The following is a 23,400-nucleotide window of genomic DNA, read 5'->3' as shown; positions in this document are numbered from 1 at the left end:
ACCGCCATCAAAGTCGTTTTGATAGCCGTCATAATCGTCGCTGTCGTAGCGGTTTGGGTGATTTTTGGAAGGTCTTTTGCTCATTGTTGTGTGTTATACGCTTAGGTTTTGATTGGATTTGTGCTTAAGGTTTTACTGTGTGATGAACTTGGGCGAAATTTGTGTTTAGGTTTTGGCACAAATTTCCGTTTTAAAAAACACTCGCCAGCATTTGTCAATTTCCGCCACGCTTTGTTTTTATATCAAGCAAGCCCACCAAGCCATCAGTGCAAATCATCGCTGTCAAAATGTTTAAAATGTCAAAGTTGGTGAGCTTCTATTGTACGGCTTAATGATGAATAACGCCAGACTTTTTACACATTTTTGGTAATGATAAAGTGAAAGATTGTTGCGCTTGTTTGTGCGTGCGTGGTCGTCCATGTGCGCATGGCGAGCGCATTTTTTTGGCAAAAAGCGGCGATGTCGGTCTGTGAATTGCCATCGCTTGCCAAAAGGTACAGGCTTTCTTGTGCCGTCAAGGTGCGCAGGGCGACTTTGGCTTTAAGTAGCGGCATGGGGCAAGGCAAACCTTGAGCGTCAAAAAACGCACCCAAAGTCAGCGTGTCGTTTGGCAGCGTGCCGTCTTTTGTGAGCTGTGCATTTAGGCTGTCTGTAATGACGCTGCGCTGCGGCTCGGTCAGACTGTTTTGTAAATTTTCGGTAAAGTGAATTTGTGGCATGGCGATTTTTTAAATTTAAGAAAGTTTAAATATGGGGGCGGTGCGTTGCTTTACAAGGCTTGTTTTATAAGGTTTTGCGGAGTGTTGTGGGATTTGGTGTGCGTAAGATTTGCCAAAAAATTCCTACAAAAAGCAGGATTTGCGCAACCAAAGATGGCTGAAAATCGTGGCGGTGTGTGGTATAGTCAGTGCATTGACGGCTTTTTATTTTAATTTGATGACAAGAAAAACACGCCCTAATGTGCTGATGATGACCCAAATCGCACAACCAAATCCAGCGCAAAATCCGTTTTTACCAAGCCAATTTACCGCACCGAAGCGACTGCCTGCCATAATAAAACGTGCGGTCGGTGTGGGCTTGTCGGTCGGGGTTTTGGTAAATGCAGCCAGTGCAAACGTTGGCTTGAATGAACCACAGGCAAGCAATGCGCTAAATTTGCCATCAGGTAATTTGCTAAACGATGCGCCAAACAATTCGCCAAACGATGCGCCCATCAGCACGGCAATGATGGCGCAAAATCCAGCAAAATCATCAAGCACTGTGCGTGATTTTGCTAAAAACTCTTTGAATAATCAAAGTCTTAACTTAAATTCCAGCCAAGCGCAAAATTACGGCAACTTTGGCGATGCTGCTCGGCTTGATGGTGGATTTTCTTTGCCCAGCGTGCGTTTTAGCGCGAATGCTCATGCGCAGAATTTACAAAATTCGGCAAATCTGGGCGTGTCAGCTGCAAATCCGTCAGCGGTTAATTTTACCACACCAAATCTTAGCGCAGGCGCAAATTTTCAAGAACAAAGACGCAATAAAGAAATCGCAGCGTGGTCGTTGCGCCAAATCAATGCGTCTTTGCCGCTCATTGATGATCCTTGGGCGGTGCAGCAGCTCGTGCAAATGGGTGCGCAGATGAATGCGCTGGTGCGTGGGCAGTCGCTGCTGTCGGTGGTGCTGATTAACGACAGCAACATCAACGCCTTTGCCGTGCCGGGCGGGCTGATTGGCATGAATGCAGGCACGATACTGTCAGCGGATGCGCTTGATGAAGTGGCAAGCGTGATGGCGCATGAGATTGCGCATTTATCGCAGCGGCACTATGAGCATAATTTAGATAATCGCAAGAAATTTTTGGCGATTGGACTTGGTGGATTGCTGGCAGCGATTGCAGCGTCAGCAGCGAGCGGTGATGCGGCAGCGGCGATGATGATTGGTGCGCAGACAATGGGCGCAGAATCGATGGCGGCGCACAGCCGTGAGCATGAGCGAGAAGCCGACCGAGTGGGGCAGCAGATTTTGGCGCAGGCGGGGTTTGATGCCAAAGCCATGCCAAGATTTTTTCAGCAGCTGCAGCGGCAAGTGTCGCTAAATCGTACCGCCAATGCTTTTGCGCCAAGTTTTATGCGCTCACACCCGTTCACCACGGAGCGTCTGTCTGAATCCACACAGCGTGCGGCGAATTTCACCGCGCCCACCATGACCCAAAAACAAGCGCAGGCGCAGGCGTTTGACGCTTTGTATTGGCGGTTAAATTATCTTAGCAAGCAGGCAAACGAAACCGAACTGCGTGTCAATGCTAAGCACAGCAAGGGTGCGCAGCTGGCGTTGGCGATGTATTTGGCGGATAATCAGCGCCATCAAGAAGCCCAAAGCGTCTATCAGGCAGGGCAATTTGACAGCGATGATGTGCTGGCGTGCATTACGGCTGCGCATTTGGCGGCAGCCAAGCAGGACTATCAGCAGGCGGTGGACGTACTTGCGCCTTGCCAAGCCATTTATCCTGAAAGGCGAGATTTGCGCCTGTATTTGGCGCAGCACGCCATCAACGCAGGTGATTTTGCCAAGGCGTTAAATTTGCTGTCGCCTTTGACGTTTGATGGCAGTCATGATGTGCTGGCGTGGGATTTATCCCAAAAGGCTTATACTTTGCAAGCCAACCATGCCCAAAACACGCACGCCCAAACCATCGCCACCATTCATGCACTCAGAGCGCGCAGTCAGCTGCTTTTGTGGCGTGGGCAATATGAAGGCGCGCTGCAAGCCAACGCCCAAGCCGCCATGCACGCACGCACCGATAACGCCACTATGCTGCTTACCATGCTGGATAATGATAAGGCGGCAATCGTAAGCGCCAGAGATTTTAAGCCATGAGTGTGGCGAGCGGTTTTTATAAGCTGTCTTTTGGTGAGTTGTTTTGACAAATGGTTTTTTCAATACATGGTTTTTGGCAAGTTGTTTTTTGTTTGGTGGTTTTGTGCTTTTAGATAATTCATGATGTGAAAATTGTGGTACAATGGCGAGCTAAACGTGCGATGGTAAATCAGCACTTGCCAAAAGCCACTCAAAGCACAGCAAACGATAAACTTAAGCAAGAAATCATCATGACGGACAAAATCAAAATCCAAAATCCTAAGCCCAGCAGTAAAAAATCCACCAAAAAAGCCCTGATTTGGATTGACCTTGAGATGACAGGGCTTGACACGCAAGCCGATGAAATCATTGAGATTGCCACCATTGTTACGGACGATCAGCTCAATATCCTTGCCGAAGGGCCGGTGCTTGCGATTAAAGTGCCTGACGTGGTGCTAAACGGCATGGACGATTGGAATAAAAATCAGCATGGGCAATCTGGGCTGATTGACCGTGTGCGCCGCAGCACGATAACACTTGCCGATGCCGAAGCACAGACGCTGACATTTTTGGCGAAATGGTGCGATGCTGGCGTGTCGCCGATGTGCGGCAATTCTATTTGCCAAGACCGCCGTTTTTTGGCAAGACAAATGCCAAAACTTGAAAAATTTTTCCATTATCGCAATCTAGACGTGTCAAGCATTAAAGAGTTGTGCTACCGCTGGCGACCTGATGTGGCATCTGGCTACCAAAAGGGCGGCGCGCATTTGGCATTGGACGACATCCGTGATTCTATCCGTGAGCTGCGCCATTACCGCGAGCATTTTTTTAAGCTTTTGGATTGATGGTTTTGAATTGAGCGAAAAGAGAAAAACGCCCTGATTGCAGGGTGTTTTTTGTTTTGGAAAGGTGGAGAAATGCAACCCGGTATTATAAAAAACACCATTTCTAAATACAAATCTCATTTTGGATGTCAGGTTTTTGTTTAATCTCATCTATAGCTCTAAAAAACAGCAGCCTGTCTACAACAAGCCGCTGTCAATTACACCAATTCACCAATCGGTTTAATCGCCCCAAACTTCTTCGGCGATTTCTTTTACCAAGCGTACTTTTGCCCACTGCGCTTCTTCGGTCAAAATATTGCCTTCTTCGGTGGACGCAAAGCCGCACTGTGGCGACAGGCACAGCTGGTTAATCTCCACATATTGCGCAGCTTCTTTAATGCGTGCGATGATGTCGTCTTTATTTTCCAAATCACCAGTTTTAGACGTGATTAAGCCCAGTACGACTTGCTGGTCTTTGATGTGCTTAAGCGGCGTAAAATCGCCCGCACGATCGCTGTCGTATTCTAGGAAAAATCCGTCCACTCGGCACTGTCCAAACAGCACTTCGGCAACGGGCGCATAGCTGCCTTCTGAAAACCACGTTGAGCGAAAATTACCACGGCAAATGTGCATGGTGATTTGCATATCGGCTGGCTTGGCGTCTACGATGCGGTTGAGCATATTGACGTAATCTTGTGCCAATTTATCAAAATCAAAACCACGCGCGGCAAATTCTGCACGCTTATCCACTGCACAAAATTGCCCCCAGCTGGTGTCGTCCAGTTGTAAATTACGCAACCCTAAGTCATAAAACGTATGCATGGCTTTGATATAAGCGTTCGCAATGTCGTCATACAGCGCATTTTCGTCTTGGTAAATCGGCAGCGGCTGATAATTGACATCACGCACGCACGCCACCAAATGCAGCATAGAAGGCGATGGAATGGTGAATTTGGTCGGTGTGTCGCCAGCGGCTTCTTTGAGTAATTTGTACGCCTTGACAAAAGGGTGTGCGTCCGAAAAATCAATCTTATTCACGATTTTTACGCTGTAGCTTTTCGGCTTGGCGTCTTTAAATTGCACGGAGAAATTTTCCGTCTCCACCCACTGCATGCCGTCCAATTCCGCCAAAAAGTCCAAGTGCCACCACACACGGCTAAATTCGCCATCGCTGACGGCGTGCAGTCCGTTTTGTTTTTGTAGTGCTACAAGTTTTGTGATTTCATCTTTTAGCACGATGTCATAATCGGCTTGGCTGATTTCGCCTGCGTTTAGCTTGGTTTTGGCGGTTTTTAAGGCTTCGGTGCGCAAAAATGAGCCGACCACGTCATTACGATAAGGCGCGATGTTTCTGGTGGTGGCGTTTAGGAAAAGTTTTGACATGAGTGTTTCCTTTGATTGGGTTGAAAAGTTGAAAAGCTAAAAATAAGTTGGGTGTTAAGATTAGGCGTGCGTTTTTTGTGCGTTTGGCGTGCGCAAAAAGTACAAAGCGATAAGTGCAAGCAAAATAAAACCACTTGCCCCAAGGTATAAATCGTCCTTACCAAAGCCTAAATCCAGCAGCTGACCTGCCAAAATCGGGCTGATAATCGAGCTGATACGCCCCACGCCAATCGCTGTGCCGACGCCTGTGCTGCGAAATTCGGTGCGATACAGCGTGGGATTGATGGTATAAAGTCCGGTGATGCAGCCGTTCACCAGACTGCCGACCAGCACCGCCATGACAAGGGCGATGGCAAGCGTGGGACTTGCCACAAAGCCGATAATCGCCAAAGATGACAGTGCAACGAACGCCATCAGCACCGATTTGGCACTAAAGTGGCTCACCAGCACGCCAAAAATCAGCGAACCCACCGTACCGCCCAGCGAAATCGCCATGCCGAGTGTCTGACTGCGCTCTTTGGCAAGTCCAGAAGTCTCAAGCAGCGCAGGCGTCCACGAGCTGATGAAATAAAATGACGACATCACGGCAATGAACGCCAGCCAAATCAAAAGCGTGGTGCGAATTTGCGCAGGGGCGAACAGCTGGGCGATGGGCGCTTTTTTGACGGTTTGTTTGGCGGTGGGTAATTGCCAATCGCCTGTTTTGCCGATTTTTTGGGCGATTTGCGTCAGTCTAGCAAGGGCGTTGGCAGGCTGTTTTTGTTCTAAAAACGCCACCGATTCAGGCAGCCATGCCGCCAAGGCAACGAGTGCAAGCGCTGTCAAAACTGCGCCAGTCAAAAACACCGAACGAAAGCCAAATTCGTCTTGGAGCATGACAGCCGACACACCGCCTAAGGTTGCGCCCACGCCAAAGCCGCACGCATAGATGGCGATTGCCAATCCGCGCCATTTTTGGTTGGCGTATTCGCTGACGATGACGTTTGTGCAAGGCAAAATGCCGCCCACGCCAAGCCCTGTTACCACACGCCAAAAGCCAATCGCTTCAAAACTTGCGGCAAAATACGTCCCCAGCATGCCCACCGCCGACAGCAGTGTGGCAAGCATCAGCAGCGGACGGCGACCAAATTTATCCGCCAAAGGTGCAAGTCCCACAGAGCCAATCGCCATGCCGATAAAGCCTGCGCTCATCAGCGTGCCAATTTGCGCGCCGCTTAGCCCAAGTTCGCTTTGAATGCTTTTGGCGGTAAAGGCAATCGCCAGCACATCAAAGCCATCAAGCATATTTAGCACCACAGCCAGCACCACCACGAGCCATTGATAGGCGTGCATGGGCGTGTGGCTGATGGCTAGGCTGAGCGTTTGTTGGTGCGGTGTGTTGGTTTGAGTATTGGTCATGGTTTGGATTATGTCAGATGAATGCGGCAATCTTGCCAAGAAAAGCGCATACTATAACAAGGAATATAAGATTGGGCAATTTCACATTTCTCAAGATTAGTTGAGAAATTTTCAACATTGTGGGGTTTGGGGTTTTTAAAGTTGGTGATGGGTTTGTAATGGGGTGGTTTGTTGTAATTTATGTGAAAGGCAAGTTCGAAAGGTTGGGTTTTTGCTTTATTTAAGCTAACTTAATCTAAACCATAGATTGCAGGTTGAGTTAGTGAAGCGTAACCCAACGTTTTTTAAGACAACTTCTTAAATTTGTTGGGTTTTCGCAAGCTCAACCCAGCCTACAAACCGTTCAAAAAAAACCGTTTGTAATTTAAAAAACCGTTCGTGGTGAGCTTGTCGAACCATGGACGGTTTTTTAGGCTAAAATTCCGCCACGTCCACCCTTCGACAAGCTCAGGGCGAACGGAAAATAAAACCATGGGCGGTTTTTTTGGGTTCAATCCTTTGCCAAAAACCTTTCTACGTTTACCCTTTGACAGACTCAGGGCGAACGGCAGGGCGCACAAGCCCAAGACGAACAAAAAACCCCATCAAATCCAACACTCCACAAAGTAAAATCCAAACAAAAAACCCGCCCGTAGGCGAGTTTGAGAATTGAAAAAACGCAGCGATTAGCGCTCTAGGTATTGCAATTTACCTGAAACGCCGTCCCATTTTTCATGCTCTGGCAATGCGTCTTTTTTCTCGGTGATGTTTGGCCAAACTTGCGAGAGTTCTTCGTTGATTGCCAAAAATTCTTCTTGACCTGCTGGCACTTCATCTTCAGAGAAAATGGCGTTGGCAGGGCATTCTGGCTCGCACAGGGCGCAGTCAATGCACTCATCTGGATTGATGACAAGGAAGTTTGGGCCTTCGTAGAAGCAGTCCACAGGGCAGACTTCCACGCAGTCAGTGTATTTGCAGCGAATGCAGTTATCGGTTACAACAAAAGTCATAAGATTACCTTGGCAAATGGCTAGGGCTAAAAATTAGGGCTAAACTCAAGAAATAAAGTGTGGCGTATATTGTAGCGTGTTTGGGCGATTTTCTCAAATAAAACACGCAGTTTTATTATGCCAAAAAAGAAAAATTTTGCAAAAAAATGGCACAAGCCCCAATTTTCAAGGCTTGCACCATGGTTTTGATGATGATTTGACGGCTGGTATTTTGTTAAATGGTCAGATTTTAGGTGATTTGGCAAAATTCATTGCTTAAATTATCACTTAAATCATCGTTTGGATTTGGCCGTTTACATTCAAACCGCTCAGATTTGGCTTTGTGCGCCAGCACGAACGCTGTTGCGTTGAATTTCTTTGGCGGTTTTGTAGCAAGTGTCAATGTGGTCAAAGGCGATTTTCTTAAAAATCATGTAGCCCAATGTCGCCGCCACCATTTGTCCGCCAAACGGCACATATTTGGCGACTTGCTTGCCAATGATGCGCGTGCCAAAGCCTTGCAGAGTTTTATTCACCAGACCGCGTGTTGCCACCAAGCCACCGATTGCCAAAATGCGCTCACGAATGGTTTCTTGGCGCAGTTTTTCGTCCGTTGGGTTGTTTGGGTCGGTTGGGTCAATCAGCCCAAATTTTTCGGTGATTTCTGGCAATAATTTAGAAAGCATACCCACGTCAATCGCCACGTCCAAAAACGGCACAGGAATGATGGCGGCGCCTGCTGAGAATTTGGCGCGAGATTTGGCGAGCGCTTGGCATTCGGCACGCACTTGCTCAAGGTTTAGGCTTGGGTCAATGTGGCTGGCGTGCGGTTGGCTGATTGGTTGCATGGTGTGTCCTTTTGTTGGTTGTGAATTGGTTGCGTTTGTTCGTTCGCCAAGTTCGCTAATGAACAGCAAACGAACAACACTTAACTTATTATGTTAGGGCAAGGCGCAAAGTTACAAGGGCTTAAGTGTAAGCGTGTGTTGGTGCTGTGTAACGTTTCGTAGGCGGCTTGGCAAAAAGTTTGGCACTATTGACCGCTCCAGCTTGGCTTAAGCTGGCGTGGACGAAAGCCTGTTGCTAATAATACCACCGCATACACCGCCGCACCCAGCATGCACAGTCCCAGCAAAATGCTGATTTTGTGCCACATTTCGCCTTCGGCAGGATAATACGGCAGGGCAATGTACAGGCTTGCCATCATGGCGGCAGCGGCAATGGCAAATTGCGCACCCATACGTCGCCAGTGCGCACCAAAGCGAAAAATCCCGCGCGTGTGCAAGAAATAATACAGCAAGCCAGCATTGACAAAACTTGCACCCGTTGCCGCCAATGCTAAGCCGCCATGCAAAGGCAAGTTCGCCAAATAAAACAGACCAATAAAAATCACGCTAAAAATCATGTTGGCAAATACCGACACGATGCCGATTTTGACTGGCGTTTTGGTGTCTTGCCCCGCAAAAAACGCAGGTGCGAAAATCTTAATCAGCATAAAGCCCAAAATACCGCCCGCCATGCTTTTTAGGGCAAGTCCGCTCATGGCAGCGTCATGCGTGCTAAATTCGCCACGCACAAACAGCGCATTCATCAGCACATCAGACAGCGCAAACATCGCAAGACTTGCTGGCAGACCCACCAGCACAATTAGGCGCGCCGCCCAATCCAGCGTCAGACGAAACTCATCATCACGCGCATTGGCACGGCTGGCAGACAGACTTGGTAAAATCACCGTACCAATCGCCACGCCAATCAGCCCAAGCGGCAACTCGCTCAGACGCTCGGCAGCGTACAGCCAAGACACCGAACCGCCAATCATCAAAGATGCAAAAACGGTGTTTAGCAAAAGGTTGATTTGCGTAACCGACACCCCAAAAATCGCAGGCATCATCAGTTTTAAAATGCGCTGCACGCCTTCGTGGCGAAAATCCACTTTTGGGGCGATGAGCAGCTTTTGGCGGTACAATTCTGGCAGCTGAATGGCAAGCTGTAATACGCCACTGATTGCCACCGCCCAGCCAAGCGCCATAATCGGTGCGCCAATCACACCAGCTTCAAACAGCGGCATGGCAAACAGCGCACCGCCAATCATGCACACATTAAGCAGTACAGGCGCAAAAGCAGGTGCGGCAAAGCGTCCATAGCTTTGTAAAATACTGCCTAAAAATGCCGTCAATGAGATGAAAAATAAATAAGGAAAGGTCAGGCGCAAAAGTTCGGTTGCGGCGCTAAATTTGGCGGCATCATCATTAAATCCGGGGGCGAAAACCGACACCACAAAAGGCGCAAGCGCAATCACCGCCACCGTCAGCACCAAAAGCACCAAACTTAGCACGCCGCACACACGGCTAATCAGCACCTGCACAGCGTCTAGGGTGCGTTTTTCTTTGTATTCGGATAACACAGGCACGAAGGCTTGGCTAAACGCCCCTTCGGCAAATAAGCGGCGTAAGAAATTGGGGATTTTGAACGCCACCAAAAATGCGTCCATCAAGCCGCCTGCGCCAAATACGCCCATCAGCACCACATCACGCACAAGACCCAGCACGCGTGAGAGCATGGTCATGGCACTGACAATGAGAGTTGAGCGAAAAAGTCTGGATTTAGCCATGAAAAATGCCTTGTGTTGTGATAAAAATGCGGTTGGTTTGGGTTGGTTTGGTGATTTGAGCTTGGTTGTTGGTTTTGGCTGCTAATTTTGGTTGTTGATTTTAATTTAAAATAAAATCATTACTTGCTATAAAATCACTACTCGCCAAATTTACCAGCGACTGTTTAAAAAAGTATACTTAAAAAAGCGTGTTTAAAAAGTGCGCTGTTTGCCTTTATTGAACCTGCTTGATTAAATCTACTTGCCAAGCTGACTATTTTACTCGCTTTTGCCAAGCATTTCACGCAATTTTATCCAATCAAAATGCACGCCGGGGTCGGTTTTGCGATTTGGGGCGATGTCGCTGTGTCCCATCAAATGCCTGCGTGTGTCAGGATAGGCGGCATAAATCGCCTTGATGATGGCGGCAAGTACGTCATATTGTGCGGCGGTAAAGGCAGTGGTGTCGCTGCCTTCTAGCTCAATGCCAATGGTAAAATCATTGCAATTAGCGCGCCCAAGATAGCACGACTGCCCAGCGTGCCACGCGCGGTCGTTAAAATTGACAAACTGCGTTACCGTGCCATCACGCTCAATGAGTAAATGCGCTGACACCTGCATTTGGTGAATGGTGGTAAAGTACGGGTCATCATCAGGATTGAGCGCATTTTGAAAAAACGCCTTGACGTGATGTACGCCTGCTGCGTTGGTTTGCCCAAATTGCTCAGGTGGTAGGCTGATGTTATGAATGACGACACCGCTTACGGTGCAGTCCTTTGGGCGTGCGTTAAAATTGGGCGATGCGATGAATTCTGCGCCACTTAGTACGCCTTTATTGATGGTGAAATGTGTCATGATGGGTTATACTTGTGTTATTTTAAATGTGTTGTTTTGAGTTGCTGTTTTTAAATAGGGTTTAAACTTATTGATTTAAATCAGTTATTTTAAAAACGGCTTTGTTGGGATAGTGATGATTATCCTGCCTAAAACACGTTTAAAAAATATTGTAAGAATTTAAAGCGATTTTGAAAAATTGCGGCTTGCCAGCGGTGCGTGCCAATTTGTAAAATCGTCAATTAAAACCGTCTTAATGAGAACGCCATGTGTTATTTTACCAAAAAATCGCCCAAAACCGCCACCACAAAAGCGCACGCCAAGCCCATCAGCGCACGCACGCCATTTTTGCCGTGGGTTGGTGTGGCAGTGTGGTCAAGTTGTGCGCTGATGTCGGCACAGGCTGCTTTGCCATCGCCATTTAGCACAGGCGAGCTGTCGGCAGATTTGGCGCAGGCGGTGAGTGCTGCCAGTCAGATGAATATCAGTCAGGCAAATTTCAATGATGTGTCAAACCCAGCAAATGATATGCCAAATACGGAAAACGCCACGCCATTTTCGCTCAGCCAAGCGCAGATTGACGCATGGGCGGCGCACACCACTTGGCGGCGATTATTATTCATGCCAACGGCGGATAAGGATAAAGCAGGCAAGGCGGTGATAAGCAGCATCAGCCAGCAAGACGACCCAGAATTTTTCCTTGCACCAAACGGCAGTCAAGACCCGACAGCTGAGCTCATCGCCATGCTAAAAGCTGTGCAAAATCAAGATGAAGCTGTGCTGTGCCGCTTGCCTGCACGCGCGCATTTTATCCAAGAAAACTTGCAAAAATTGGGCATCAATACGCCAGAGTTGGCGTGCGCAGAATTTGACGCATGGGCGGATTTGCTGGGCGGTCATGGCTTGTCTTTGGTGTTTGCTGAAGAGCATGGCAACAGCCTAGCGTCAGCATTTGCGCACGTTTTTATGCGTGTGGATAAGGACGGCAGCACGGATACCGCCACGGCAATCAATTATACCGTTGCGCCCAATCGCAGGGACAGCCAAGCTGAAGGCGCGATTAAATCCATGCTGGGCAGCTATGATGGCGTGATGGAAATCATGCCGTTTGCTAAAAAAGCGTCCGATTATCTGCACACCGATGGGCGTGATTTGTGGGTGTATCGGCTGAATTTAAACGATGATGAGCTGCGCCAAGTGCTGCGCCACATTTATGAAGTGCAAAGTTTGCAGCGGCCGTATTTTTTCACGCATGATAATTGCGCCACTGAAATTGTGCGCTTGATTGACTTAGTGCGCCCTGATGAAAATTTGCGCAAGCAGGTGGGTAAAATCGTCATTCCATCGCAAATCGCACGCATCATGGATCAAGAAGGCATCATCATAAGCCGTGAATTTATGCCGTCTGACACCACCAAAAAACAAGCCGCCATCAATAAGGCTTATACCAATGGCGAAGACATCCGTCCGCTGTTGGCGCAGCCGCTTGCCAATTTTCGTGATGTGAGCGTGGCACGCCCAAGCAATAATGACGCCGCCAAAAGCTCGCCTGTGTATCGGCTGGGGCTGGGCGCTGGCGTGACGGATTTTGCCGATAAGGCGCACCATCAGCCAAGCAATACTAAGGCAATCATCAGTGTGCGCTCGGCATACCAAGACGCGCTGGATCGTCCTGCAGGCGTGCGCCAGTTTCATGCGCTAAGCTTGCCGAGCATGACGCTTAGCGCAAGCGATGGCGATGTGTCGCTTGATGAGCTGACGATATTTTCGGTGCGCAGTTATAATCCTGCCAACACCGCCAAAAATAACGCGACTATTAACACCGCCAATACCGCCAAAACTGCAACGCCAGCCGATGACAAACCTAAATCGGCAAGTGCATGGGGGCAGCATTTGCGTCTAATGCGAGTGATGGACGCTTCAAGTGCAGCGAATGATAATCATTTGGTGCTGGACGTTCGCCTAGAAAAGGGCAAGTCATGGACGCTGGGGCAAGGCGCAGCAGGCACAGGAATGCTGGGCGATACGCTGTGCTATGCGCTGATTGGCTATGGTGCGCAGCTTGGCAAGCTCAATCAAGGCTACCGTGTGGGCGGTGGACTGGATTTGGGCTGTGTGTATCAGCCTGCGGGGCGTTGGCGTGCGCTGGGCGAGCTGTCTTTGCCTGTGTGGTATCATCACGACAAAGCGGACGTGAGCCGTGATTTGTACGTTCAGCCTAAGCTGTCTGTCGGTGCGCAATTTGACATCAACGCACGCCAAGCGCTGCGCATGACAGGCGATGTGGAATGGGGCAAGGGCGACACCCAGCAGCAGCTGATGGCGCAGTGGCTGACGTATTTTTGATAGGTGTGAAAATTAAAAAGTGAAAAGCAAGGGTGAAAACAGCTAAGATGGCAAATTATGTAATCATTGGGCAAGGCGGTATTGGCTTGGCATTGACTGAGCGGCTGGCGGACGATTTGTTGAGCGATTTAACAGGCGATTTATCAGCGCAAACTGCAAACAGCCGTATCATCGGCGTATCTACATCGCCCAAAGCGTACGCCCAGCAAGCAAGGCTTGGCGGCAGGCTTTGTCATCGGTCAATCAACGCTGCCACGATGGATAAAGCTGCGCTGGTGCAAGCAGGGCTGCATTTGGCAACGCACATGGTGATTGTCATCACGCCACAATCCGCCAATTCTCAAACCGCCAATCTGCCAAACGCCAGCTCTCAAACCGCCAATCCCCAAACTATCGAGCCAAGCCGAAAAACGAGCGATAGAGTAAAAGCGTATCAAGACAGCTACCTTGCGGTGTGTGCTAATTTAGCGAGTTTGGCGAGTGAATTTGGTGCGCTGCAGCGGATTATTTTTGTGTCGTCCACGTCTGTGTACGGGCAAAATGCTGGCGACATCATCGATGAGAACACGCCACCTGTCCACGCTGCGCCCACCGCCCAAGTGCTGCTGCAGGCTGAAAATGCGCTGGTGCAAGCCTTTGGCGAAAGGGCAATCATCGTGCGTGCCAGCGGCATTTATGGTAGGGCGCGCACTCGGCTGCTGCGTTTGGCGACTACTGCTCATACAGACGGTGCGGACTGTGCGCATTGGACAAACCGTATTATGGACACCGATTTGGTGGCGGTTTTGTGGCGGATTTTACACGAACGTACGCCAAAGCCGCTGTATTTGGCGACTGATTTTACACCTGCGAGCAGCTTTGAGGTGATGGCGCATTTGTGCAAGCGTCTAAATTTACCAGCGCCCATACCCAAAAACGCCGATGCAGGCGTGCAAACAGGCAAAAAAATCATCAGTAATTTACCAAGAGAATGGCTTACCTTTATCGATTATCAAACAGGCTATGACTGGGTGGTGTGCGCGCAGGCGGGAGAATGAGTGGATTTTGATTTTAAATGTTAGGTTTTTGCTTTGCTCAGCCCAATTTACAAATCGTTCTTTAAATGCAAACCGTAAGTTGGGTTGGCGAAAGCGCAGCCCAACGTTTCGGATAAAGCTTGCCAACCAAACAAAAACCCTTTGATAACCATTTATCAAAGGGTTGTTTTTTAAACAAAGATGGATTGTGTGGTGAATTTGGCAAATCTTACCAAGTTTTCGCGCGTTTTTTGGCTTTGACGACAAGCCAAATCAAAAGCACCAGTAGACCAGTTGCCACCGCCACGCCAAGCACAGGCAGGGCGATGGTTAGGGCGGACAGTCCAATCGCCGCGCCAGTTTCCGCTGCGCCAATCACAGGATTTGCCATGCCTGCGGTGGTGGCGGACGATACGGCGCGTGTGGCAGCGGATGTGGTTTTGATGGTGGCAGCCGCACCGCCGCCAGCTACGATTGCCAGCGCCCACGTCATCGCAGGGCTAAAATCGCTGAGCGTGCTGACCATCACCAGCGTGCCAGCCACGCCTGCAAGCGGCACAGCGGCTGCATCTAGGATATTATCCACAAATGGAATCAGATATGCCAAAGATTCCACCACGCTTGCCACGCCCAAAATCACAAGCGCTGAGGTACTGCCCACCCATTGCCAATCTTCTGCCAGCGGAATGATGCCAAAGTGCGCCGCCAAAGATAGGGCGAACAGCGGCACGAACACACGAAATCCTGCGCTGGCAGCCAAGCCAACACCAAGGCAAATGCTAAGAAATAATTCCATAATTTCCCCTTAACCGTCTTAATTAGCGGGCGGCAGTTGGTGAATCGTCCGTCAGATTGACGATGGATTGCGTTTCTTTTTCGGTTTGTGAGCGGTTGCCGGGTTTCACCCACTGATGTGGCGTGCGTGAAAGCTGCTGGCGTGTGAAATTCACCCAAATCGGCAAGGCGGCAACACCACCGTATTCTCTGGCACCCAGCGTTGATGGCTGGTCAAAGCCAACCCAAACAACCGTTGCGCTGGTTGGGTGTACGCCTGCAAACCAAGCGTCTTTGGCTTGGTTGGTCGTACCTGTCTTACCGCCCACGTCCGAGCGTCCCACAGCACGCGCCTTACGACCTGTACCGCTGGTGATGACCTCGCGCATCATGATGGACATATTATAAGCCGTCTCAGGACTTAGCACGCGTGGCGCTTGAGTTGCTGGGCTGTACGTCGGTACGATGTTGTCCTGTAGGCGATCTGCTTGAGCGGTGGCGTTAAGCGCTTCTTGTACTAGCGTTTCATCGGTTTGTTTTTCAGCCGCTTCGTTTGCCTTTTCTTGGGCTTTGGCGGCATTGGCGTTTAGCTTATCAAGATTTTGATTAAAGCAAATGGCGCACGCCTGCACAGGATTGGCTTGGTAAATGGGTTTTTGGTTAAAATCGTAAATACGCTCAATGATGTAAGGCTGCACACGGTGTCCGCCATTGACGATGGTGGCGTAGCCTGTCGCCATTTGTAGTGGCGTGGCGTCTGCTGTACCCAGCGCCAGCGTGTAACTGCTTGGCAAGCGGTCTCTTTCTAGTCCAAGCATGGTCAGCATATTACGGCCTTCTTCTAAGCCTGTGGCACGAAGCAGGCGCACTGATGGCGTGTTTCTTGACAAAGCCAGCGCACGGCGCACTGGCATATAGCCTGTGAATCTGCCATCAGCGTTGCGTGGTCGCCAGCCGTCAATGCGAATTGCGGCGTCAGATACTGGCGTGTCTGGCGTAAATTTACCAGTTTCTAGGGCGGCAGCGTACAGCAAAGGCTTGATGATAGAGCCCGGCTGGCGGTAGCCTTGAGTAGCGCGGTTAAATTTACTTTGGTCAAAGCTATAACCGCCCACCAGCGCACGAATCGCGCCGTCTTCAGGGTGGATTGACACCAGCGCGCCTTGCACTTTCGGCACTTGAATCATACGCCAAGCGGTCATGGCTTGGTTGGTTGGGGCAACGCGTACGATGTTGCCTACTTTTACCATTTGGTGCGCATTACCAAAACCACCGCCCACACGGTTGGCGCTGTAATATTTGCGCGCCCAATTCATGCCAGACCAGTACACGGTGATGGCTTTGCCGTCTGGCAGCTCGGCTTGAAAGCTGCTTGCGCTGACTTTGGTAACTTTGGCAGGGTAGGTGTTTTCAATGCGTTTAAAATCTTTTAAATCGCCTTCTTCGGCTTCCACGCCACGCCAGCCGTGACGGTTGTCATAGCTGCGCAGACCTGCTTGTAGGGCATTTTGGGCGATGGTTTGCTCACGGCTGTTCACGGTGAGCTGCACACGCCAGCCGCTTGTCATCACTTGCTCGCCATAACGCTCGGTCAAGGTAGAGCGTGTCAATTCCGCCAAATACGGCATATTCAAATCAAGTTTTTCTTGATATAAATTTAGCCCAATCGGCGCGGCAACGGCTTCATCGTGTTCGGCTTGGCTGATAAAACCTTCGTGCAGCATACGCCCAATAATCCAGTTGCGGCGTTCAAGCGCACGTTCTGGATTGACCACAGGGTTAAAGGCGGACGGCGCTTTTGGCAAGCCTGCAATCATCGCCATCTCCGCCAAAGTTAGATGGTCGAGCGTCTTACTAAAATAACGTCTGGCTGCTGCTGCGATGCCGTATGCACCTTCACCAAGATAGATTTTATTGACGTACAGCGTCATAATCTCGTTCTTGGTCATCTCGTTTTCAATCTTACGCGCGATAAAAAGCTCAGTCAGCTTACGGTCAATGGTGCGCTCAGAGCTCAAAAAGTAGTTTTTCGCCACCTGCATGGTGATGGTTGAGCCGCCCGTTTGGGTGTCGTCATCAGTAACCACTTCGGTGATGGCACGCCCCAAGCCCTTGACACTGATACCGCTGTGCTCAAAGAAGCTGGCATCTTCTGCCGCCAAAAACGCATGAATAAGCGGCTTAGGAATTTCTTCAAAGCTTACTGGAATGGCGTAGCGATTGCCGTACTGACCGATGAGTTTGTTGTCGGCAGTGTAGATTTGCAAAGGCATTTCTAGCTTGTGATCGCCAATGTTTTTCACGTCTGGCAAGGTCGGCTCAAGGTACATTGCCATGCCATAAAAGCCGATGGGAAACGCCAGCACCAAAATCAGCACCAAAGCAAGTACCGCCAAAATACAGCGTAAAATGATGGCGATGAGCGTTGCCGAAAAAGATTTTTGAGACGATTGTTGTGTGGTCATACGCATTTTGTAAAAATAGGGTAACACATCATTTTACCACGTTTACTTAAAAATGCTAGTATTTCGCTGATTTTGATGGGCGTGTTTTGTGAAATTTTGTAATTCGTGGCGGTTTGCTTGGATTGGGCAAGTGGTTTGTTGGTGTCGTGAAAATTGGCAAGGCGTAAAGACAATAAAAGTTGGCGCAACAGACAAACAAAAGAGCGTTTGTCTGTTTTCGTTTGCCTGTTTTAAAGCTGGTTAGGTTTTTTGGTAAATGGATAGTTTGTCAATTTTGTCGGTCTAATTTGCCAAAAGTTTGCGGATTTGGTTTTTATCAATAATACCGTTTTCTTGGCGCTTGACCGCCAAAAGCATCGCCTGCGCCAAGTCCGCCACAGCCATGGGTTTGGCGGATTTTAGCAGACCAAAGCGATTGGCAAATGCGATGGCTTTTTCGGCAAGGTTTTCGCCCAAGCGGTCAGAATTGGGGCGTTTTAGCAGCGGCGGACGAAAAATCAGCGTGTTTTTAAAACCGAGCGCCAAAATTTTATCATCAAGTGCGCCTTTCATGCGGTAATAAAACAGCGGACTGCGAGCGTCTGCGCCGTCTGATGAGATGAGCGCAAGTGTGGGCACGCCGTGATTTTTGGCGGCTTTGGCGAAAGCAAGCGGATAATCGTGGTCAATTTTCCACTGCGCTTGTTGGCTGCCCGCGGCTCTTTTGGTCGTGCCAAGACAGCAAAACAATACATCGCCAACGACTTTTTCTTGCCAGCTTGCCACATCATTAAAATCGATGACGTGCGTGGTGAGTTTGGGGTGCGTTGCGTCTGCGTCTTTGCGCACAAAGCTGGTAACGTGGCTGATAGCAGGGTCGGCAAGCAATTTGGTGAGTAGTTGCGAGCCTGTTGCGCCTGTTGCGCCGATGATGAGTGCGTGCATGGGTTTTGGTTTGGTGGTTTGCGATTGAGTGTTAATTATCGGCTAATTTGTGGGTTTTGTAAAGCGAGAATGTTGGTGGGGTTTTGGTGTTGTGAAAAATTTTAACCACGCCAAAAGGACGAAAAGCCAATCACTTGCCAATTCGTCCAGTTTATCAGTTTGTAGGCTTGTCAAAATATCAGTTTATCAAAATAGCTTATGACAAGCCATTTTCAAAAACCTAATTAAAAACAATCACTTGGCACAAATACCACGCCTTGCATGATGCGTCTTGCGCTGCGGCTCATCACGGCTTTGGTGGCTGTCCATTTACCGTCTTTTAGTTCGGCGGTTGCGCCCACGGTGAGCGTGCCTGATGGGTGTCCAAAGCAGACTTTATCTCGCTTGCTGCCACCAGCTGCTGTGTTTACGAGCGTGCCTTCTACGGCGGCGGCTGTGGCGATGGCGACAGAAGCTGTTCCCATCATGGCGTGGTGCAGCTTGCCCATGCTCATCGCGCGCACCAGCACGTCAATGTCTGTTGCCAGTACGGTTTTGCCACTGGATGCGGTGTAGTCAGCAGGGGCGGCAACCCAAGCGATTTTTGGCGTGTGCTGGCGTGTGGCGGCTTCGCTGACATCATCAATCAAGCCCATTTTTACCGCGCCAATCGCACGCAGCCGCTCCAGTTTTGCCAATAATTCGCCATCGCTATTCACGTCATCTTGCAGTTCTGTGCCTGTCAATCCCAAATCTTGTGCCTTGACAAAAATGGTGGGAATGCCTGCGTTAATCAGCGTGGCGGACAGCGTACCAAAATCAGGACTTTGTAAGGTATCCACGACATTGCCAGTGGGGAACATGGCGCCTTCGCCATCGGCAGGGTCAAGAAATTCAATCACCACTTCAGCGGCAGGGAAGGTTACGCCATCAAGCTCAAAATCGCCCGTTTCTACCACTTCACCATTTGCCATCGGGACGTGAGCGATGATGGTTTTGCCAATGTTTGCTTGCCAGATGCGCACGGTGCAAATGCCGTCTGTGGGGACGTTTGCCACTAAGCCTTGCGCGATGGCGAACGCACCGACCGCAGCGGTGAGATTGCCGCAGTTGCCAGACCAGTCAATCATCGGTTTATCAATGGCGACTTGCCCAAACAGGTAGTTGACATCGTGATTAGGCTTATCGGATGGCGATAAAATCACTACTTTTGAGGTGCTGGACGAGCCATTGCCAAGGCCGTCAATTTGCTTGCCGTAGGGGTCAGGGCTGCCAATGACACGCATTAAAAAGTTATCTCTTGGCGTGCCTGCCACTTGGCATACGGCAGGCAAATCTGATAACTTAAAAAACACGCCTTTTGATGTGCCGCCACGCATATAGGTGGCTGGGATGGGGGTTTGCATAGCTACTCCTTTTGCTGTTGTTTATTTTAGGGTTTATGCGGCATATTTAAGCCATATTGAAAGCCGTACATGTCAATAATTTTGGCTTTGGGGTAATTTAAGGTGGTTGGACTGCCTTTAAAATCTTTTACAAACAATCCTTGTTGCAATTCGTCAATTTCCTGCTGGTTTGCTTGGTAAAAATCTTGTATAAATTTTAGTGAGGTTTTATTAACCGCTCTAAAACCCATTTGATTTTTGCTGATGTCTCTAAAAGCGCTGCAAAAATATCTATCAAAAGCAGGCACAAAACCAAAAACGCCAAGCAAAATTTTTGTAATTAAAACAAGATGCGCTTCATTATGTTTAATGATGTGTTCTTTGCTTTTTTGATAGATTTCTAACAACACTTCTTGATACTCAATATCATCAACATCTAATTGCCAATAACTTTTATCCAGTGTATCAAAATAATCGATAAGCTCTTCGAGATACGTGGGATTTTGTTATAACAAAAAGCTCGAACCACGAAGCATTCCCCAGCTTGCCAGATAACTCCACAATACATAACAAGATTTTTCACGATCTTGCGTTGAAGTATTGATGTTATAAAAATAATGATAGCAAAAATCAAAAGACAGATAGCGATGATGCAAGACGTCTCGCTTTTGCGCAAATTCAAGCACGTTCTTGGAAATATCTCTTTTTAAATCCATGATTTCGCCCAGTGTAAACCAACAGACAAGCCTTAACCAAGCCTGTCTGTCGATTTTATCACAATATTAAAAGTTTACGCTGTCATTTCCCCTTGTAAAAAATCCTGTGCAAAGCGTTGCAGTACGCCGCCTGCTTCATAAATCAGCACTTCTTCGGCGGTATCCAAACGGCACGTTACGGGTACTTTGACCACTTCACCATTTTTACGGGTGATGACAAGCTGCACATCACAGCGTGGCGCAAGCTCGCCGATGACATCGTAAGTTTCGGTGCCGTCAAGGGCAAGTGTGTGGCGAGTAGTACCGTCTTTAAATTGCAATGGCAGCACGCCCATGCCAATCAAATTAGTGCGGTGGATACGCTCAAAACCTTCGGCAACAATCACTTCTACGCCAGCAAGTCGTACGCCTTTTGCCGCCCAGTCTCGGCTTGAGCCTTGCCCGTAATCCGCGCCTGCAATGATAATCAACGGCTGGCTGCGGTTCATGTAGGTTTCAATCGCTTCCCACATTCTCATCACTTGCCCATCGGGTTCTACACGCGCCAGCGAACCTTGACGCACCGTACCGTCTTCGTTTTTCACCATTTCGTTGAACAGTTTTGGATTGGCAAAAGTGGCACGTTGGGCGGTCAAATGATCGCCGCGGTGGGTGGCATAAGAGTTAAAGTCCTCTTCCGGCAAGCCCATTTTCGCCAAATACTCACCAGCTGCTGAACTTGCCAAAATCGCATTGGACGGCGAGATGTGGTCGGTGGTGATGTTGTCGGGCAAAATGGCAAGCGGACGCAAGTTTTTTAAGCTGCGTTCTTTTGCCAACGCACCTTCCCAGTAGGGCGGACGGCGGATGTAGGTGGATTTTTCACGCCAGTTGTACAGCGGGCTGTCGGCTTTTTGACTGCGGTCAAGGTCAAACATCGGAATGTACACTTGGCGAAATTGCTCAGGTTTGACAAATTTACCGACAATCTCGTCAATCTCTTCATCGCTTGGGAAAATGTCTTTTAGGCGGATTTCTTTGCCGTCTACCACGCCCAAAACGTCATTTTCAATGTCAAAGCGGATAGAGCCTGCGATGGCATACGCCACAACTAATGGCGGGCTTGCCAAAAACGCCTGCTTGGCATAAGGGTGAATGCGTCCGTCAAAGTTGCGGTTGCCTGACAGTACAGCGGTGGCGTACAAATCGCGGTCAATGATTTCTTGCTGAATGGCAGGGTCAAGCGCACCGCTCATGCCGTTACACGTTGTGCAGGCAAAGGCGACGATACCAAAGCCCAATTTTTCCATTTCAGGCAGCAATCCTGCTTCTTTTAGGTAAATTTCGGCAACTTTTGAGCCGGGGGCGAACGATGATTTTACCCAAGGCTTGCGGGTTAGGCCTAAGCGGTTGGCGTTTCTTGCCAAAAGCCCTGCAGCAACGACGTTTCGTGGGTTGGACGTGTTGGTGCAAGATGTGATGGCAGCGATGATGACCGCACCGTCAGGCATTTTGCCATCGCTTGGGGTTTCGTAGGGCTTGGCAATGCCTTTGGCGGCCAAATCGGCAGTGGCAACGCGTGCGTGCGGATTGGACGGGCCTGCGATGTTGCGTGTTACGCTGGATAAATCAAATTTTAAAACGCGTGGATAGCGTGCGGTTTTTAGGCTGTCCGCCCACAGCCCTGCGGTTTTGGCGTATTCTTCCACCAGCGCAACTTGCTCTGGGTCGCGTCCTGTCAAGGTCAGATAATCAATGGTTTGCTTGTCAATATAGAACAGGGCGGCGGTTGCGCCGTATTCTGGGGTCATGTTGGAAATGGTGGCTCTATCGCCAATGGTCAGGCTTTCTGCGCCTTCGCCAAAAAATTCCACAAATGCGCCAACGACACGCTCTTTACGCAAAAATTCGGTCAAAGCAAGCACGATGTCGGTCGCGGTAATGCCTGCACCGCGTTTGCCTGTCAGCTCCACGCCGACAATGTCAGGCAGGCGCATCATGGACGCACGCCCAAGCATCACGGTTTCGGCTTCAAGCCCGCCCACGCCCACAGAAATCACGCCCAAAGCGTCCGTGTGCGGTGTGTGGCTGTCCGTACCCACGCAGGTATCAGGGAATGCCACGCCGTTTTTAACTTGAATCACAGGCGACATTTTCTCAAGGTTAATTTGGTGCATGATGCCGTTGCCAGCACCAATCACATCCACGTTTTCAAAGGCGGTTTTTGTCCAGTTGATAAAGTGGAAACGGTCTTCGTTACGACGGTCTTCAATGGCACGGTTTTTAGCAAAGGCATCAGGGTCGTAGCCGCCACATTCTACGGCTAATGAATGGTCCACGATGAGCTGGGTTTGCACCACAGGATTGACTTTGGATGGGTCGCCGCCTTTTTCGGCAATTGCATCACGCAAGCCCGCCAAATCCACCAAAGCGGTCTGCCCCAAAATATCATGGCACACCACGCGCGCAGGATACCAAGGAAAATCCAGTTCCTGTTTGTTTTCAATCAGCTGGGCAAGCCAAGACTGCAAGGTCGGCAAATCCACGTTATCGGCACGATTGACGAGATTTTCCGCCAAAATGCGAGAAGTGTAGGGCAGCTTATCATAAGCGTCAGGCGAGATGGCATTGATGGCTTGGCGAGCGTCAAAGTAGGTTAAGTTGCTGTTTGGTAAGGTTTTTTGGTATTGGCGATTGACTTGTGTCATGGCTTACTCCTTGTTAAGTGAATGGTTTGTGAATGGTTTGTGAATGTAGATAATGTTTCATTGCGTGTGATTCATTTCTTTTGCTTGAGGTTGGGTATTTTTGGGCGTATTGGTTGATTGTTTAATGTCAATTTCTATGTATTTGGGTTTGCCAATGGGCTGCAGATATCGATGAGTAATGCTAATGCACTTATCTAGGTTAATGATCTGATTTTTATCATGAAAGGCGGTAGTTTGTGGACAAAATATCTTGGGGCTGTACTAGATTAG

The 23,400-nt window shown here is 49.2% G+C and carries 18 protein-coding genes; 4 read left to right on the top strand and 14 right to left on the bottom strand.

Annotated features, from left to right (window positions below; all coding sequences use genetic code 11):
* Positions 1–353: 353 nt before the first annotated feature.
* The gene (locus B0181_RS01260) at positions 354–719 is read right to left on the bottom strand and encodes a sulfurtransferase TusA family protein (RefSeq protein ID WP_078275685.1); all 366 of its coding nucleotides are present in this window, start codon (positions 717–719) and stop codon (positions 354–356) included.
* Positions 720–828: 109 nt separating this feature from the next.
* On the opposite strand from B0181_RS01260, the gene B0181_RS01255 reads away from it, so the two are divergent.
* Together B0181_RS01255 and orn are read left to right on the top strand one after the other, a co-directional pair.
* Entirely contained in the window at positions 829–2,862 is a 2,034-nt protein-coding gene (locus B0181_RS01255) for a M48 family metalloprotease (RefSeq protein ID WP_133141491.1), read from the top strand.
* A 230-nt stretch (positions 2,863–3,092) separates the two neighbouring features.
* The gene (orn, locus tag B0181_RS01250; protein WP_078275731.1) at positions 3,093–3,686 is read left to right on the top strand and encodes an oligoribonuclease; all 594 of its coding nucleotides are present in this window, start codon (positions 3,093–3,095) and stop codon (positions 3,684–3,686) included.
* A 219-nt stretch (positions 3,687–3,905) separates the two neighbouring features.
* Here the strand turns inward: orn and B0181_RS01245 are convergent, their stop codons facing one another.
* The 6 genes from B0181_RS01245 to ampD all read right to left on the bottom strand — a co-directional run bounded on the left by B0181_RS01245 (position 3,906) and on the right by ampD (position 10,862).
* Positions 3,906–5,048, bottom strand: a complete 1,143-nt coding sequence (locus tag B0181_RS01245; protein WP_078275683.1) for a 5-methyltetrahydropteroyltriglutamate--homocysteine S-methyltransferase — start codon at positions 5,046–5,048, stop codon at positions 3,906–3,908.
* Positions 5,049–5,108: 60 nt separating this feature from the next.
* The gene (locus B0181_RS01240) at positions 5,109–6,446 is read right to left on the bottom strand and encodes an MFS transporter (RefSeq protein WP_078275682.1); all 1,338 of its coding nucleotides are present in this window, start codon (positions 6,444–6,446) and stop codon (positions 5,109–5,111) included.
* Between the two features lie 665 nt (positions 6,447–7,111).
* On the bottom strand, positions 7,112–7,435 hold the full coding sequence (gene fdxA / locus B0181_RS01235; protein WP_078275681.1) for a ferredoxin FdxA: 324 nt from the start codon (positions 7,433–7,435) through the stop codon (positions 7,112–7,114).
* 308 nt (positions 7,436–7,743) lie between these two features.
* The gene (locus B0181_RS01230; RefSeq protein WP_078275680.1) at positions 7,744–8,262 is read right to left on the bottom strand and encodes a hypothetical protein; all 519 of its coding nucleotides are present in this window, start codon (positions 8,260–8,262) and stop codon (positions 7,744–7,746) included.
* A 185-nt stretch (positions 8,263–8,447) separates the two neighbouring features.
* Entirely contained in the window at positions 8,448–10,025 is a 1,578-nt protein-coding gene (gene murJ, locus B0181_RS01225; RefSeq protein ID WP_078275679.1) for a murein biosynthesis integral membrane protein MurJ, read from the bottom strand.
* A gap of 258 nt (positions 10,026–10,283) precedes the next feature.
* On the bottom strand, positions 10,284–10,862 hold the full coding sequence (gene ampD, locus B0181_RS01220) for a 1,6-anhydro-N-acetylmuramyl-L-alanine amidase AmpD (RefSeq protein WP_078275678.1): 579 nt from the start codon (positions 10,860–10,862) through the stop codon (positions 10,284–10,286).
* A 243-nt stretch (positions 10,863–11,105) separates the two neighbouring features.
* Between ampD and B0181_RS01215 the strand changes: the two genes are divergently transcribed.
* Together B0181_RS01215 and B0181_RS01210 are read left to right on the top strand one after the other, a co-directional pair.
* Positions 11,106–13,184: an Lnb N-terminal periplasmic domain-containing protein gene (locus B0181_RS01215; protein ID WP_078275677.1), complete on the top strand. Its 2,079-nt coding sequence runs from the start codon at positions 11,106–11,108 to the stop codon at positions 13,182–13,184.
* A 47-nt stretch (positions 13,185–13,231) separates the two neighbouring features.
* Positions 13,232–14,221 carry a Rossmann-fold NAD(P)-binding domain-containing protein gene (locus tag B0181_RS01210; protein ID WP_078275676.1) on the top strand — a complete coding sequence of 330 codons (990 nt, stop codon included), beginning with the start codon at positions 13,232–13,234 and terminating at the stop codon, positions 14,219–14,221.
* Between the two features lie 208 nt (positions 14,222–14,429).
* On the opposite strand, the gene B0181_RS01205 is transcribed toward B0181_RS01210, so the two are convergent.
* From B0181_RS01205 to acnD, 7 genes are all read right to left on the bottom strand, one after another.
* Positions 14,430–14,996, bottom strand: coding sequence for a DUF4126 domain-containing protein (locus B0181_RS01205; protein ID WP_078275675.1), 567 nt, complete (start codon positions 14,994–14,996; stop codon positions 14,430–14,432).
* 22 nt (positions 14,997–15,018) lie between these two features.
* Entirely contained in the window at positions 15,019–17,439 is a 2,421-nt protein-coding gene (locus B0181_RS01200) for a penicillin-binding protein 1A (RefSeq protein WP_078275674.1), read from the bottom strand.
* 282 nt (positions 17,440–17,721) lie between these two features.
* Complete coding sequence (locus B0181_RS01190; RefSeq protein ID WP_078275672.1) at positions 17,722–18,363, bottom strand: NAD(P)H-binding protein; 642 nt, start codon at positions 18,361–18,363, stop codon at positions 17,722–17,724.
* A 224-nt stretch (positions 18,364–18,587) separates the two neighbouring features.
* The gene (gene prpF, locus B0181_RS01185) at positions 18,588–19,748 is read right to left on the bottom strand and encodes a 2-methylaconitate cis-trans isomerase PrpF (protein ID WP_078275671.1); all 1,161 of its coding nucleotides are present in this window, start codon (positions 19,746–19,748) and stop codon (positions 18,588–18,590) included.
* 26 nt (positions 19,749–19,774) lie between these two features.
* The gene (locus B0181_RS01180) at positions 19,775–20,134 is read right to left on the bottom strand and encodes a hypothetical protein (RefSeq protein ID WP_078275670.1); all 360 of its coding nucleotides are present in this window, start codon (positions 20,132–20,134) and stop codon (positions 19,775–19,777) included.
* 99 nt (positions 20,135–20,233) lie between these two features.
* Positions 20,234–20,443, bottom strand: coding sequence for a hypothetical protein (locus B0181_RS01175; protein WP_078275669.1), 210 nt, complete (start codon positions 20,441–20,443; stop codon positions 20,234–20,236).
* Between the two features lie 74 nt (positions 20,444–20,517).
* Positions 20,518–23,130, bottom strand: coding sequence for a Fe/S-dependent 2-methylisocitrate dehydratase AcnD (acnD, locus tag B0181_RS01170; protein ID WP_078275668.1), 2,613 nt, complete (start codon positions 23,128–23,130; stop codon positions 20,518–20,520).
* Positions 23,131–23,400: the final 270 nt, after the last annotated feature.

Source organism: Moraxella caviae (genome assembly GCF_002014985.1).
GTDB classification, from domain to species: Bacteria; Pseudomonadota; Gammaproteobacteria; order Pseudomonadales; family Moraxellaceae; genus Moraxella; species Moraxella caviae.
The sequence above is the reverse complement of the archived record's forward strand: the minus strand, read 5'-3'. Positions and strand labels throughout refer to the sequence as shown.

What these genes read in the sequence shown, in the direction of transcription:
- acnD (WP_078275668.1), bottom strand. Translation starts at nt 23,130, where the DNA reads ATGACACAAGTCAATCGCCAATACCAAAAAACCTTACCAAACAGCAAC.
- B0181_RS01245 (WP_078275683.1), bottom strand. Translation starts at nt 5,048, where the DNA reads ATGTCAAAACTTTTCCTAAACGCCACCACCAGAAACATCGCGCCTTAT.
- B0181_RS01175 (WP_078275669.1), bottom strand. Translation starts at nt 20,443, where the DNA reads ATGGATTTAAAAAGAGATATTTCCAAGAACGTGCTTGAATTTGCGCAA.
- B0181_RS01240 (WP_078275682.1), bottom strand. Translation starts at nt 6,446, where the DNA reads ATGACCAATACTCAAACCAACACACCGCACCAACAAACGCTCAGCCTA.
- fdxA (WP_078275681.1), bottom strand. Translation starts at nt 7,435, where the DNA reads ATGACTTTTGTTGTAACCGATAACTGCATTCGCTGCAAATACACTGAC.
- B0181_RS01230 (WP_078275680.1), bottom strand. Translation starts at nt 8,262, where the DNA reads ATGCAACCAATCAGCCAACCGCACGCCAGCCACATTGACCCAAGCCTA.
- B0181_RS01210 (WP_078275676.1), top strand. Translation starts at nt 13,232, where the DNA reads ATGGCAAATTATGTAATCATTGGGCAAGGCGGTATTGGCTTGGCATTG.
- B0181_RS01200 (WP_078275674.1), bottom strand. Translation starts at nt 17,439, where the DNA reads ATGACCACACAACAATCGTCTCAAAAATCTTTTTCGGCAACGCTCATC.
- murJ (WP_078275679.1), bottom strand. Translation starts at nt 10,025, where the DNA reads ATGGCTAAATCCAGACTTTTTCGCTCAACTCTCATTGTCAGTGCCATG.
- orn (WP_078275731.1), top strand. Translation starts at nt 3,093, where the DNA reads ATGACGGACAAAATCAAAATCCAAAATCCTAAGCCCAGCAGTAAAAAA.
- B0181_RS01215 (WP_078275677.1), top strand. Translation starts at nt 11,106, where the DNA reads ATGTGTTATTTTACCAAAAAATCGCCCAAAACCGCCACCACAAAAGCG.
- prpF (WP_078275671.1), bottom strand. Translation starts at nt 19,748, where the DNA reads ATGCAAACCCCCATCCCAGCCACCTATATGCGTGGCGGCACATCAAAA.
- B0181_RS01190 (WP_078275672.1), bottom strand. Translation starts at nt 18,363, where the DNA reads ATGCACGCACTCATCATCGGCGCAACAGGCGCAACAGGCTCGCAACTA.
- B0181_RS01260 (WP_078275685.1), bottom strand. Translation starts at nt 719, where the DNA reads ATGCCACAAATTCACTTTACCGAAAATTTACAAAACAGTCTGACCGAG.
- B0181_RS01205 (WP_078275675.1), bottom strand. Translation starts at nt 14,996, where the DNA reads ATGGAATTATTTCTTAGCATTTGCCTTGGTGTTGGCTTGGCTGCCAGC.